General features: G+C 72.3%; 9 protein-coding genes. 6 read left to right on the top strand and 3 right to left on the bottom strand.

The window, feature by feature from the left end; translation table 11 throughout:
* Window positions 1-185 precede the first annotated feature (185 nt).
* From BT364_RS05080 to moeZ, 5 genes are all read left to right on the top strand, one after another.
* Window positions 186-2,003 carry a glycosyltransferase gene (locus BT364_RS05080; protein ID WP_072484185.1) on the top strand — a complete coding sequence of 606 codons (1,818 nt, stop codon included), beginning with the start codon at window positions 186-188 and terminating at the stop codon, window positions 2,001-2,003.
* Window positions 1,996-3,492 (top strand): hypothetical protein, encoded by a 1,497-nt coding sequence (locus BT364_RS05075; RefSeq protein ID WP_256259594.1) that lies wholly within the window; start codon window positions 1,996-1,998, stop codon window positions 3,490-3,492. The genes BT364_RS05080 and BT364_RS05075 overlap by 8 nt, the downstream gene beginning before the upstream one ends.
* A 153-nt stretch (window positions 3,493-3,645) precedes the next feature.
* Complete coding sequence (locus BT364_RS05070; protein WP_072483872.1) at window positions 3,646-4,611, top strand: NAD-dependent epimerase/dehydratase family protein; 966 nt, start codon at window positions 3,646-3,648, stop codon at window positions 4,609-4,611.
* On the top strand, window positions 4,599-5,474 hold the full coding sequence (locus BT364_RS05065; protein WP_072483871.1) for a spherulation-specific family 4 protein: 876 nt from the start codon (window positions 4,599-4,601) through the stop codon (window positions 5,472-5,474). The genes BT364_RS05070 and BT364_RS05065 overlap by 13 nt, the downstream gene beginning before the upstream one ends.
* An 85-nt stretch (window positions 5,475-5,559) precedes the next feature.
* The gene (moeZ, locus tag BT364_RS05060; protein ID WP_072483870.1) at window positions 5,560-6,738 is read left to right on the top strand and encodes an adenylyltransferase/sulfurtransferase MoeZ; all 1,179 of its coding nucleotides are present in this window, start codon (window positions 5,560-5,562) and stop codon (window positions 6,736-6,738) included.
* A gap of 69 nt (window positions 6,739-6,807) precedes the next feature.
* Here moeZ and BT364_RS05055 read toward each other — a convergent pair whose 3' ends face one another.
* The 3 genes from BT364_RS05055 to BT364_RS05045 form a co-directional block, all read right to left on the bottom strand.
* Entirely contained in the window at window positions 6,808-8,388 is a 1,581-nt protein-coding gene (locus tag BT364_RS05055; protein WP_072483869.1) for an alpha/beta hydrolase, read from the bottom strand.
* Window positions 8,389-8,480: 92 nt separating this feature from the next.
* Complete coding sequence (locus tag BT364_RS05050; RefSeq protein WP_072483868.1) at window positions 8,481-10,085, bottom strand: alpha/beta hydrolase; 1,605 nt, start codon at window positions 10,083-10,085, stop codon at window positions 8,481-8,483.
* Window positions 10,086-10,206: 121 nt separating this feature from the next.
* Entirely contained in the window at window positions 10,207-12,984 is a 2,778-nt protein-coding gene (locus BT364_RS05045) for a lysylphosphatidylglycerol synthase transmembrane domain-containing protein (protein WP_072483867.1), read from the bottom strand.
* A gap of 221 nt (window positions 12,985-13,205) precedes the next feature.
* Between BT364_RS05045 and BT364_RS05040 the strand changes: the two genes are divergently transcribed.
* On the top strand, window positions 13,206-13,625 hold the full coding sequence (locus BT364_RS05040) for an MGMT family protein (RefSeq protein ID WP_305729113.1): 420 nt from the start codon (window positions 13,206-13,208) through the stop codon (window positions 13,623-13,625).
* Window positions 13,626-13,928 lie beyond the last annotated feature (303 nt).

Genomic DNA, 13,928 nt, shown 5'->3' with positions numbered 1-13,928 from the left:
TGTGACCGATCGCTCCCATAGCGCGACAGAACGCTGTCGGGGCGGGAAAGTTACGACGGTTCACCCCTTTCGGTGGTGTGACGGACAACCGTCCGTCGCACCACCGGCGTATCCGCTTACGGTCGTCCCGCTGTGAGCCGCCATTCCAACGGCGGCCGCCCACAAGGGAGATCGGGGGTGTGCTCGTGCGGATCGGACTTCTCACCGACGGCGGTTATCCGTATGCGACCGGTGAGTCCAGACTCTGGTGCGACCGTCTGGTGCGCGGGCTCGCGCAGCACGAGTTCGATCTCTTCGCGCTCAGCCGCTCCGCCGAACAGGAGGCGCAGGGCTGGGTCGAGCTCCCGATGCAGGTCGGCCGGGTGCGGACGGCACCGCTGTGGACGGCCGACGAGGACGTTCTGGGCACCCGGGCCCCCAAGGGACTGCTGGCCCGGATGGTGACGGGCGGGGGCACCCGCTCGTACGGGCGGCGCGAACGGCGGCGCTTCGCGGAGCACTTCGCGGCTCTCGCGGCCTCGGTCTGCGCAGCGGGCGCGGGGAGCGGTGAGGATGCGGGGAGCGGTGAGGATGCGGGTGAAAGCGGCGAAGGGCGTACGTCCGCCGCGGACGCGCAGTTCACGGACGGCCTGTACGGACTCGCCGAACTGGCCCGCGAGCACGGCGGACTCGCCGCGGCCCTCCGCTCCGAAACCGCTGTGCGGCTGCTCGAAGCGGCCTGCCGCGCCCCGGGCACCGGGCGCACCGTCCAGACCGCCGCCGTCCCCGACCTCCTCGCCTTCGCCCGGGAGCTCGACCGGGTGCTCCGCCCGCTCTCGCTCGACTGGTACGACGAGGAGGGCCTCGGCGCGGTCGATCTCTGTCATGCGACGTCCGGCGGGCCCGCCGCTCTGCCGGGGCTGCTGGCCAAACGCTTCTTCGGGGTGCCGCTGCTGGTCACCGAGCACGGCGCGCAGCTGCGGGCGCACTACCTCGCGGCGACCGGCGCCCCGCGGAACGCGCCGGTGCGCGCCCTGCTCGCCAACTTCCACGGGCGGCTCGCCACCGAGGTGTACCGGCAGGCCGCGATCGTCACCCCCGGCAACACCCATGCCCGCCGCTGGCAGGAAAGGTGCGGCGCCGAACGCGGCAAGCTGCGCACCGTCCACCCCGGCATGGAGTCCGGCCGCTTCACGGCGCTGGGGGAGAGCGGCGACAGCGGCCCCGACGACACCCTGGTCTGGGTCGGCCGGATCGAGCCCGCCAAGGACCTGATCGCACTGCTGCATGCCTTCGCGGAGGTACGGAAGGCCGAACCGGACGCCCGGCTGAGGATCATCGGAGCCCCTGCCCCGGGCCCCGAAGGCGCCACGTATCTCGCGCACTGCCAGGCCCTCGCCGCCCAGCTCTTCCCCGACGAGGCCACGGACGCCCATGCCGTCGGCGACAACCCGGTCTCCTTCGAGGAGATCGGCGGAGCCGAGGTGGCCGATCTGCCGGACGCCTACGCGGCGGGCGGGGTCGTCGTCCTGTCCAGCGTGGTCGAGGGCTTTCCGGTCGGGCTCGTCGAGGCGATGTTCTGCGGCCGGGCCACGGTGTCGACGGACGTCGGCGCGGTCGTCGAGGTCATCGGCGGCACCGGGCTCGTGGTGCCCCCGCGCAACCCCAGGGCGCTGGCCGACGCCTGTCTCGCGCTGCTGCGGGACCCCGAGCGCCGCGCACGGCTCGGAGCGGCGGCGCGCGCCCGCGCACTCGAACTCTTCACCGTCGAACAGAACCTCGCGGCATTTCGCGGCATCTACCTGGAGCTGATTTCGCACGCCCCGGCGCGCAGGGAGGCCGAAGCGGTGGACGCCGACGGCGAACCGCGCCCGTTCGCCACCCCGCCGGAGGCGCACGTCCTGGGCCCGTGGACGGCCTCGGGCCCAGGCCCGGCGGCCACGGCCGACCGCAGGCCCAGCTGGGCCGCCGGGCCCCGGGCCGTCTGCGCGGGAGCGCGGGGAGCGGGTGGCGGAGATGCGTGAACAGGGGCACGAGACGGCCGGGCCGGGCCGGGGCGGACCGGGGCGGTCCGAGACGGCCGGCGACGATCACGGAGGAATCACCATGGGCGGCCCGACCGAGGTGTCCGACGCACCCGCCACACCGACCACCGGCGGAAGCTGGGACCTCCGCTCCCGGGCCCTGGTCTCCGAGACCTCCGGCACGCACGAGCCCTCCGAGGCGCGCGAGCCCTCCGGGGTGCGCGAGCCCTCCGGGACGAGCGGGAAGCCCGGCACCCACGAACCCTCCGGCACGCACGAGCCCTCCGGCACGCACGAGCCCTCCGGCACGCACGAGCCCTCCGGTACGCACGAGCCCTCCCGCGCCCCCGAGATCACGCGCCCCACCCCGGCGCGCCGGCCCAGTGCCGCGCGCCGGGGCCCCGCCGACCCCGTGAAATCGCTGATGCACCGGCACCGCGAGCTGTGCGAGCGGGCCGTCGATCCGCTGGAGGTCGCCGCCGGGCTCGAAGCCCATGGCGTCACCGACCGCACCGCCGCCCGCTACCGGCACCGCGACGTCTTCTCGCTCGCCGAGGAACTCTTCGCCCGGGTGCCCGGTGTGGCGGCGGACTCCGCGACAGGGCCCGACGTGCCGGAGCGTGACATCGCGACCCGCGCCGCCTGGTCGCTCCGCGCGCTGCTGCCGGGCGCCGCCTGCATCGCGACCGTCGGCGCACTCGGGCTCACCGAGGGAGCGCTCGACGGCCGGGCACGGATCGCGATCGCCCTCGCCGGGGCGCTCCTCGCGCTCATCGGGCTCCTGGTCAGCCTGCGCAGCGGCCCCCTGCACGCCGAAGGCCGCTCATCGGGCGCGGCCAAGGTGTACGGCTGCTGGCTCCTCGGCTATGTCCTGTACGGCGAACCGCTGCTCGACCAGGTGCTCAGCGGCGGCCCCGAAGGCCCCTGGGCGATCACCCCCGCACCGCTGCTGGGCCTGGCCCTCTCGCTCGCCCCGGCCACCTGGTGCGCCCACCTCTTCTCCGTACACGCCCACCGCAAACTCAACGGCAGCCGCGCACTGGAGGAGTTCGCCGCAGGGGTGCGCCCCCTGCTGTTCGGGGCCGTCGCACTCCATCTGTGCGCCCTCGCCGGACTGCTGTACCTCGCGCATCTGGGGTACGGGGGCGGCGGAGCGTTCGTGGGGGCGGCCGCGCTCGGGGTACTGCTCCTGATCGCCCGGCTGCTGACCGTGCACGGGTTCCCCGAACTCGCCGCCGGAGGGCTGGCCGTCGCCTGCGTGGTCGAGGCCCTGGCGCCCGCGCTGGTCCTCGCCGGGCGGCTGCCCGGTCTGCACTTCCTCACCCGCCCCGTCGACGCCCTCGTCATGGCGTCCGGCACCGGATCCGTACCCGCCCTCGCCTGCGGTGCCTCCGCCCTGGGACTGCTGGTCGCCGCCACCGTCGTCCTCTCCAGGGCATCCGCCCACACCACCGCCCGGCCGGGCGATGAAGGCCCGGCCGCCGCGTAACCACCACAGCCGTACCACTGCCATCGCACGCCCCGCGGAGCCGACGCCGCGGGTCATTGCCCGCAACTGCACTCACTTCCTCAAGGAGACACCGGACATGACCCCCCAATCCCCTTCACCGGCAGCTCGCCGTCGGCGCCGAGGGGGCGCGCGATGAGGGTGCTGCTGCTCGGAGCCAACGGATTCCTCGGCCGGTTCGTGGCCGACCGCCTGCTCGCCGACCCCGCCGTGCACCTCACGGCGCTCGGCCGCGGCGACGACGCCGACGTACGGTTCGACCTCGCCAGCGGCAGCCCCGGCGCGCTGACCCGCTTCCTGGACGCCGTCCACCCCGGAGTCGTCGTCAACTGCGCGGGCGCCACCCGCGGCGGGGCCCGCGATCTGACCCGTCACAACACCGTCGCCGTCGCCACGGTCTGCGAGGCGATGCGGCGCAGCGGCTGTACGGCCCGGCTCGTCCAGGTCGGCTGCTCGTCGGAGTACGGGCCCTCGCAGCCCGGCTCCTCCACCGCCGAGGACGCGATCCCACGCCCCGGAGGCCCGTACGGCGTCAGCAAGCTCGCCGCCACCGAACTCGTCCTCGGCTCGGGCCTCGACGCGGTGGTGCTGCGGGTCTTCTCCCCGGTCGGTCCGGGCACCCCGGCCGGTTCCCCGCTCGGCAGGCTCGCCGAGGCGATGCGCCGGGCCATGCAGTCCGGCGACGGCGAGCTGAAGCTCAGCGGCCTCGGTGTGCAGCGCGACTTCGTGGACGTACGCGACGTCGCGCGCGCCGTGCACGCCGCCTCGCTCTCCGCCGCCCAGGGCGTCGTCAACATCGGCACCGGCCGCGCCGTGCGGCTCCGGGACGCGGCCGCCGTCCTCGCCAGGGTCGCCGGATACGCGGGCGCACTCCACGAGCTCGACGCCCCCCCGCCCCGGCTGCCCATCGGTGCCCCGCGCACCTCGACCGAGTCGGTCATCGAACACCTCTCGGCGACCCCGTCCCCCTACCCGGACGGCTGCGGCGCCTGGCAGCAGGCCGACGTCCGCACCGCCCGGGACCGGCTCGGCTGGCGCCCCCGGATCAATCTGGAGGAGTCCCTCGCCGACATCTGGATGGAGGCGGCATGCCGTATCTGACCAGCACCGGCACGGCCCGCCGGACCAGCGGCGCCGAGCAGTTCGGCTTCGGTGTACCCGGCTACGCGCACCCGCTGCTCGCGCCGGCCGAATGGGCCGAGCTGGCCCGCCCCGGCACCCCGCTGCACTGGGCCGTCCTCAACATCGACAACGGTCCCGGCGCCCGCCCCGACCCGCACTGCCTGGAAGCCGCGGGCCGGCTCCGCAACGCGCGCGAGCGGGCCCTGCACGGCGACGATCCGCAGGACTCGGTACGGGCGGCGGGCGGCCGGCTGCTCGGCCATCTCGACCTGGCCTTCGGCAGCCGCCCCTTCGGGGAACTGATCGCCGACGCACAGTCGTTCCTCGACTGGTACCGCGTCGACGGCTTCTATCTCGGCCGCTGCCCGGCCGAGCGCGCCCACCTCCCGGCGGTGCGCCGGCTCACCAGCACCCTCACGACGCTCCTCGACGGCGACGGCGACGGCGACGGCGACGGCGACGGCGACGGCGACGGCGACGGCGACCGCCCGTACGGGGAGGGGAGCGGGCCGCTGGTGCTGGGCCTGGGCACCCATCCGTACCCCGGCTACGCCGAGGCCGCCGACCAGCTGGTCACCTTCAACGGGCCATGGACCGAATACCGCTGGTCGCAGGTGGCGGAGTGGACCGCCTCCTATCCGCCGGAGCGGTTCGCGCACTTCGTCCACGGCATTCCGCGTACCCATCTCGATGAGGCCATGCGCATAGCCCGCTGGCAGGGCGCGGGCACGATCTTCTTCACGGACCGAGACGGCCAACACGGACAAACAGACCCATTCGCGGCGCTGCCCAGGTACTGGGACGAAATTGTCTCGCGGGTCGGACCTGGTATCTCGGAATGAGAGGGGGCGTGGCAGTGTTACCGGGAGAACAACCGTACGTAGATGAAGTACGTAGAAACCGACCACCTGCATTGTTGAGGTTCCTGTGTCGCTGCCACCCCTGGTCGAGCCAGCTGCTGAGCTCACCGTCGACGAGGTCCGCAGGTACTCCCGCCACCTGATCATCCCGGATGTCGGGATGGACGGTCAGAAGCGGCTGAAGAACGCGAAGGTGCTCTGTGTCGGTGCCGGCGGTCTCGGCTCGCCGGCCCTGATGTACCTGGCCGCGGCCGGTGTCGGCACGCTCGGCATCGTGGAATTCGACGAGGTCGACGAGTCGAACCTGCAACGCCAGATCATCCACAGCCAGTCCGACATCGGGCGCTCCAAGGCCGAGTCCGCCAAGGACTCGGTGCTGGGCATCAACCCGTACGTGAACGTGGTCCTTCACGAGGAGCGGCTCGAAGCCGACAACGTGATGGACATCTTCGCCCAGTACGACCTGATCGTGGACGGCACGGACAACTTCGCCACCCGCTATCTGGTCAACGACGCGGCCGTACTGCTGAACAAGCCGTACATCTGGGGCTCGATCTACCGGTTCGACGGTCAGGCGTCCGTTTTCTGGTCCGAGCACGGCCCTTGCTACCGCTGCCTCTACCCGGAGCCGCCCCCGCCGGGCATGGTCCCCTCCTGCGCCGAGGGCGGCGTGCTCGGGGTGCTCTGCGCGTCGATCGGTTCCATCCAGGTCAACGAGGCCATCAAGCTGCTCGCCGGCATCGGTGACCCGCTGGTCGGCCGACTGATGATCTACGACGCCCTGGAGATGCAGTACCGCCAGGTCAAGATCCGCAAGGACCCCGACTGCGCGGTCTGCGGCGAGAACCCCACCGTCACCGAGCTCATCGACTACGAGGCCTTCTGCGGCGTCGTGTCCGAGGAGGCCCAGGAGGCGGCGCTCGGCTCCACGATCACTCCCAAGCAGCTCAAGGAGTGGATCGACGCGGACGAGAAGATCGAGATCATCGACGTCCGTGAGCCGAACGAGTTCGAGATCGTCTCGATCCCGGGCGCGAAGCTGATCCCGAAGAACGAGTTCCTGATGGGCAGCGCCCTCCAGGACCTCCCGCAGGACAAGCGCATCGTCCTGCACTGCAAGACGGGCGTCCGCAGCGCCGAGGTCCTCGCGGTCCTCAAGTCCGCGGGCTTCGCCGACGCGGTCCACGTGGGCGGCGGTGTGATCGGCTGGGTCAACCAGATCGAGCCCGAGAAGCCGGTGTACTGAGACACCTTGTGACACGGGGAAGGGGCCGGTCCGCACGGACCGGCCCCTTCCCCGTGTCTCCGGGCCGTCCTACGAGCAGGTCTTGCCGTCCTCCGGGACCATCCCGTCGAGGAAGTACGCGTCCACGGTCGACGTCACGCAGGTGTTCCCGCCGTACGCGCCGTGCCCCTCGCCCTTGTTGGTGAGCATGATGCCCACGCCCTTGCCCAGCTCGTCCGCCATCTTCCGGGCACCCTCGTACGGCGTCGCCGGGTCACCGGTCGTGCCGACGACCAGCACCGGACCGGCGCCCGGAGCACTCGCCTCCGGGTGGTCGTGCTCACCCTGCACCGGCCACTGCGAGCACCAGCCCGCCGTGTCCCATGCCAGGAACGGGCCGAACACCGGGGACAGCTTCCGGAACTCCGGCAGCAGCGCCCTGGCCTCGTCCGCCGTCGGCCGGAGCTTGCTGTCCGCGCAGGAGATGGCGCGCTGCGAGTGGTTCTGGGTGTCGTAGTGGCCCTTCTCGTCACGGCCGTTGTACGAGTCGGCCAGCTGGAGCAGCATGTTGCCGGTGCCGCTCTTCTCGGCCTCGTCCAGCGCTTGCGTCAGGAACGGCCAGTTGCTCTTGGAGTAGAGCGGCGTGACGATGCCGGTGACGGCCAGCGATTCGTTGAGCTCGCGGCCCGAACGGGTCGGCAGCGGCTTCTTGTCGATCCGCTCCAGCAGCTTCGCGATCCGCTGCGTGCCCGCCTTCGGGTCCTGGCCGCGGTCCTTGAGGTAGTTCTCCAGCGCACGCTGGAAGCCGGTCGCCTGGTTGCGGGCGTGCCCGATGGTGTCCGCGGTCGGGTCGACGACGGCGTCCAGCACGGTCCGCCCGACGTTCGCGGGGAAGAGGTGCGCGTAGGTGCCGCCGAGCTCGGTGCCGTACGAGATGCCGAAGTAGGTGAGCTTCTTGTCGCCGAGCACCTCGCGGATCAGGTCCATGTCCCGGGCGGCGTTCGTCGTGCCGACGTGACGCAGGACCTTGCCGGAGCGGCGCTCGCAGCCGGCGCCGAAGTCCGCGCCGTCCTTGAGGAACGCCGTCTCCTCCGCCGCCGTGTCCGGAGTCATGTCGACCTTCCGGTAGGCGGTCTCCTGCTCCTTGTCGGTGCGGCAGTTCACCCCTTCGCTGCCCGCGACCCCGCGCGGGTCGAAGCCCACCAGGTCGTAGCGGGAGTTGAGGTTGCCGTACGAGCCGGCGGCACGGGGCAGTATCGAGACCCCCGAACCACCGGGGCCGCCGAAGTTGAACAGCATCGAGCCGAGGCGCCGGCTGGTGTTCTGGGCCTTCTTGCGGATCAGTGCGATCCCGATCGTCTCGCCGTCGGGCTTCGTGTAGTCCAGCGGCACCCGGACCGTCGTGCAACGCCACTCGGAGCCGGGCGCGCTCTCGCCCGCGCGGGCCTCGCAGCCCTTCCAGTCCAGCCGCTGGGAGGTGAGGGCCGCGGGCAGCCGGGGTGTGCCCGGCTGCCCGCTCGGCGCGGTGGACGGCCCGTCGGCCGAGGACGCGGTATCGCGGTCCGCCCGGTCGTCCGGCTTGTCGTCCGTACCTCCGCCGCAGCCCGCGAGCAGCCCCGTCAGCAGAAGTGCGGCGCCGGCCAGAGCCCCGGCGCGTGCGTGTGCGACCACGTGTGCGTCCTCCCCGATGTGCCTGTACTCACGTCGTACAGAAAGTCCGCCCATGCTAAGGGGCACACCGGGTGCCGGCCGGGAATGCGCCGCTACTTGCAGACGGTTCCGGCCGCCGGGACCCTGCCGTCCAGCAGGTAGCCGCTCACGGCCTTCTGTACGCAGGCGTTGCCGCTGTTGTACGCGCCGTGCCCCTGGCCCTCGTACGTCATCTCCACGCCGACACCCTTGCCCAGCGCGTCGGCCATCGCCCTGGCGCCCCCGTACGGCGTCGCCGGATCGCCGGTGTTGCCGACGACGAGGATGGGGGCCGCGCCCGGGGCGCTGACGTCCGGGGTCTTCCAGGCGCCCGGCACCGGCCAGCTGGTGCAGCCCATCAGGGACCAGCCCAGGTAGTCACCGAAGATCTTCGAGGCGGACCGGAACTGGGGGAGCTTGGCCTCGGTCTGGTCCGCGGTGAACCGCTGCTTGGAGTCGGCGCAGTTGATGGCGGTGTTGGCGGCCATCGAGTTGTCGTACTGGCCGTTGTCGGAACGGCCGTTCAGCGAGTCGGCGAGGGCGAGGAGCAGCGCGCCGTTGCCGCCGTCGGCCTCGTCGACGCCCTGCTCCAGCAGCGGCCAGGTCTGCTCGGAGTAGAGGGCGGCCGCGATACCGGTGGTCGCCAGGGTCTCCGTCAGCCTGCGCGGGCCGAGCCCCTCGATCGGCTGCTTCTCCAGCCCGTCGAGCAGACCGGAGATCCCCTGTTCGACCTCCTTCGCATTGGCACCGGGAAGCTTGCAGGCGTCGCCGCGGTCGGCGCAGTCCTTGGTGAAGTTGTCCAGCGCGAGCTGGAAGCCCTTGGCCTGGCCGAGCGAGGCCTGCTCGGAGTCCTGCGTCGGGTCGACCACCGCGTCCAGCACCGACCTGCCGACGTTTTTCGGGAACAAGTGGGCGTAGACGCCGCCCAGTTCGGTGCCGTACGAGATGCCGAAGTAGTACAGCTTCTTGTCGCCGAGTACCTGACGCATCAGATCCATGTCGCGGGCGGCGTCGGTGGTGCCGACGTAGGGGAGCTGCCTGCCGGAGTTCTGCTCGCAGGCCGCCGCGAAGGTCTTGGTGCTTCTGACGAAGGCGTTCACCTCGCCGGGGGTGTCCGGGGTGCCGTCGATCTCGCTGCGGGCGTCGAGCTGCTTGTCGGTCTCGCACTTCACGCCGTCGCTGCGGCCCACGCCGCGCGGGTCGAAGCTGACCAGGTCGTAGCGGGCGCGGAGCTTGTCGTAGTCGGTGCCGAAGGCGGGCAGGGTCGCCACGCCGGAGGCGCCGGGGCCACCGAAGTTGAAGATGAGGGAGCCGATCCGCTTGTCCTGGTTCTTGGCCCTGGCCCGGATCAGTTCCAGCCGGATCGTCTCGCCCTCGGGCTTCGCGTAGTCGAGCGGCGCCCGCATGAACGAACACTCCCAGGGGGTGCCGCCGGGCAGCGGGGACGGCGCCTTTCCGCTTCCCTGCGCCGGGGACGGGGCGGGACAGGGCTTCCACGTCAGCTTCTGGGAAGCGAGGTCGCCGGAGGTGCCGGCCTCGGCGGCGTTCGCCGCGAGAGGCGAGCTCTGCGGCCCGTCCGGGCCTTCCTTGTTGCCGCTTTCCGAGCAGGCGGTGATGGGCAGGAGCACGGTGACGGCGGCGGCCAGGGCGGCGGCGCGCAGGGCAGGGGAGGTCCTCATGGGCCCATGGTGCGGCGGGAACCCGGTCGCTGCACGGGACACCGGTCCAAGCGGGTGGCGGGCCGCCGCGCCGTCGCCCGACTGGACTCGCGGGTGGCCCCGTATGGCGGCCGAGGGGGCGTCAGAGCTCGCCCTTGCGGGTCAGGTGGTTGAAGCAGAGCCAGCCGGGAAGCACCGGCAGCCACAGCGTCAGCAGGCGGAACAGCAGTACGGCGGGTGCCGCGACCTCCTTCGGCAGGCCGACCGCGATCAGGCCCAGCGTCAGCGCGCCCTCGACCGCACCCATACCGCCCGGTGTGGGCGCCGCCGACCCCAGCGCGTTGCCCGCCAGGAAGACCACCGCGATGCTGGCGTAGCTGAGATGCGGTACGTCCGGACCGCTGAACGCCCGGACCGAGGCGTCCAGGCACATCACGAACATGCCGGTCAGCAGCAGCATTCCGCCGATGCCGGTCAGCAGCTTCTGCGGCCGCTGCACCACGTCGAGCATGCGTGGCACGACGCCGGCGAACAGTGAGCGCACCCGCGTCACCACGAACTTCCGCAGGAACGGGACCGCCGTCACCACCAGCACCAGCACGGCGACCGTCAGCAGTCCGGCGATCACCGTCCTGGACGGGGTGAGCGAGGACGGTGTCCTCTCGGTGCCGGTCAGATAGCCGAAGGCCGCCAGCAGCAGGATGTGGCAGCCGAGACCGAACAGCTGCGAGGCGCCGACGCTCGCCACGGCGAGCCCCGGACGGACCCCGGCCCGTTGCAGGAAGCGGGTGTTCAGCGCCACACCGCCGACGGCGGCCGGGGCGACGATCTTCACGAAGGACCCGGCGACCTGCGCCAGCACCGTCTTGCCGAACGACACCCGCTCCGGCACGAAGCCCAGCAGGCTCATCGCCGCCGCCACGTAGCTGAGCGCGGAGAAGGCGACCGCGGCCGCCACCCAGCCCCACTCGGCCTGCTCGACGACCGCGCCGAAATCGGCCTGGGTGACCTGCGAGATGAGGAAGTACGCGGCGATCGCACCGGCGATGCAGCTGAGCAGGGTGCGGGCCTTGATGCGTTCGAGCCGCACCGGTTCGACCGGTGCCTGCGGCCGGATCAGCAGCACCTGCCGCCGCATCTGGGAGAGCAGGTCCTCCTCGCGGGCCCCGTCCAGGGCGTCGTCCAGGGCGCGCTTCTCGGCCTGCTTCTGGTTGCGCAGCGCCTTGCGGTCGGCTCTGCGGTCGCCGACGGCCGCCCCGTGCTCGTGCGCCCTGGCCCGCTTGGCCGCGTCCGACGCCTCCAGCACCGCCTCGCGCTCCCGCTGCGAGCGCTCCCGGGCCAGCCGGCGCAGCGCCGCCCGGGTGGAGCGGCTCAGCGCGATCGGCTGGAGCAGCGGCAGACAGTCCGCGACCGCGTCGGGGCCGAGCACCTCCAGCGCACCGGCGACGGCCCGCTCGGCGCCCACCCGCAGACCCGTCGTGGTCAGCAGCTGGGCGACGTCCATCCGCAGGACCAGATCACCGGCCGCGATCTCGCCGCCGCGCAGATCGGTGACGAACACCTTGCCGGAACGATCCACCAGGATGGCGTCGCCGGTGAGCCTGCGGTGCGCGATACGCCGGGACTGGAGCGCCTTCACCTGACGCCAGGAACCGCGCAGCAGCTCGTCGGTGATCTCCGAGTCCTCCAGCGCGTCCAGCGAACGGCCGCCGATGTGCTCGTACACCAGCATCACGGCGTCGGGTCCGAGCTCGGACGTGGCGATCAGCTTGGGCGCGTTGGCCCCGGCGGCGATCGCCGCGTAGGCGAGCAGCGCCTCCTGCTCCAGGGCCTGGCGCAGCGACTGGATGGAGCGGCGCTGGGTGATGCCGCGCAGGGTGAGCCTGCGCCACAACCGGTAGAAGAAGCCCTGGGCCTGCTGCTCGCGGTCGACGACCGTGACGTCGAGCGGCGGCCCGTCCTCCAGGGTGACCAGATAGCGGCGCCCCCGGTCGCTCTGGTCGCCCGAGTCCGGGGCGTCGTCGGCGCGCATCGCGCTGACCGGGCGGAAGCCGACATGGCGCAGACCGGCCATCAGATGCTGACCGGTCGGCCGTACGTTCGGCGAGCCGACCGCGTACAGCGTGCCGTACGCGACGGTCCAGCCGATCAGCACGGTGAGGATGATCGAGAACGGGGTCGTGTAGCCGCCGACCAGCATGGCGAACGCGTCGAGCAGCAGCACCACCCACAGCACGACCCGCCAGCGCGGCCGTCTCGCCATGCCGACCGCCGTCATATAGGCGATCACCGGCGCGAGATAGCCGTGCACGGGATCGGTGAGCGCGTCACCGGGCTGCGGCTGGGTCAGGGCGTCCTGGATGGTGCCGGGGGCGGACTTGGCGACCCACAGGTCGGCGGCGAGCGTGACGCCGTGGGCCAGTACGGCGGCGAGCACCCCGTCGGCGATCCGCAGGCCGTCGCGTTTGATCAGCCGCTCGATGGCGAAGGCGACCGGGACGAGCAGCACGGCGATGCTGGAGACCAGGCCCGCCATCTTGATCAGGATGTCGGGGGCCTGGCCGGTGCCCTTGTTGATGTCCTGTTCGAGACCGGTGGTCATGCCGTGGGCGAACGCGGCGATCGTGAACAGGACGACGATCGCCAGGACCCCGATGAGGAGCCGCATGAGGTCGGAGGGGCGGTGCACCCGGGCGGGGAGCAGCGGTTCGTCCCCCGAGACGCGCTCGGCCTGCTCCTCCGCGGCGGTCGAGAGCGTCGAGCCGGCCAGAGGTCCGGGGAGCTTTTCCCGCTCGGCACCGGGCTTCCCGGGCTCGGAGACGGGCTCCGCGGGCTCGGCGCCGGGCTTTCCGGCGGGTGCGCGGGACGCGTCCGGCTGCGGCTCGGCGTCAGGGGCGTCCGCCGCCTTCGGTGGCTGCACGCCCTGCTCCTTCGTCGCCTCTGATTGGTCTTCGTGTTCTCGTATCACCGGTCACCGCCCGCACGATGGTGGCACGGCCCGGCGACACAGCGGGGCATCAGGGTGCACTGCACGGACACGGGAAGCGCAAGATACGCCCCTCCGCTTCCGCCCGCAGGCCCTGTGACCGGACGCACACGGACCGGGCCGGGATGTCGGTGGCGTACGGCAGGATGGGGCGGATGAGCCAACACCGCACGAGCGGCGACGGGACGAGCGACGACCGCACGAGCCACGAACTGCCGGAGTACGCGGAGCGCGTGCTCGATGTCGCCGAGCTGATCCCGCCCGGCCGCGTCATGACGTACGGCGATGTCGCCGAGTGGCTGGGCGAGGGCGGTCCGCGCCAGGCCGGCCGGGTCATGTCGCTGTACGGGGCCGCGGTGCCGTGGTGGCGCGTGGTGCGCGCCGACGGGGCGCTGCTCCCGGGCCACGAGCTGCGGGCGCTGGACCACTACCGCGCGGAGGGCACCCCGCTGCGCGAGGCGTCGCGCGGCGCGGAGGGCCATCTGCCGCGCCTCGACATGAAGCGGGCACGGTGGGACGGCGTCACCGCGGACGGGGGCGCGGACCGGGACAAGGGCGGAGGTGCTCACAACTGACAGCTTCCGCCATCCGGCGGCACAGCGGGCGGCACCGGGGCCGTACGACGTACCCCCGACTTCCGGGAAGTGAACCGGAGTGCACGGAAGGTGATCGCGGGTGTGCAGAAAGTGGCCGATGGCAAGGTCTGTGGCATGTGACACGACGGGACCGTGGCCGCGCGGAGTGACGGAAACCACGGCCGGGTGCGGGACCGGGCGCGCAACGGCGTCCGCGCCCCGGAACGTGACGAGGCACGCAGCGCTCCCGCCCCGTATCGCGCTCCCGCTGGCGTAGCTTCGTAAGTTCGCGGCGCGCACCGC

Source organism: Streptomyces atratus, from assembly GCF_900119365.1.
Taxonomy (GTDB): domain Bacteria; phylum Actinomycetota; class Actinomycetes; order Streptomycetales; family Streptomycetaceae; genus Streptomyces; species Streptomyces atratus_B.
This window is presented reverse-complemented; position numbering and strand designations above follow the sequence as displayed.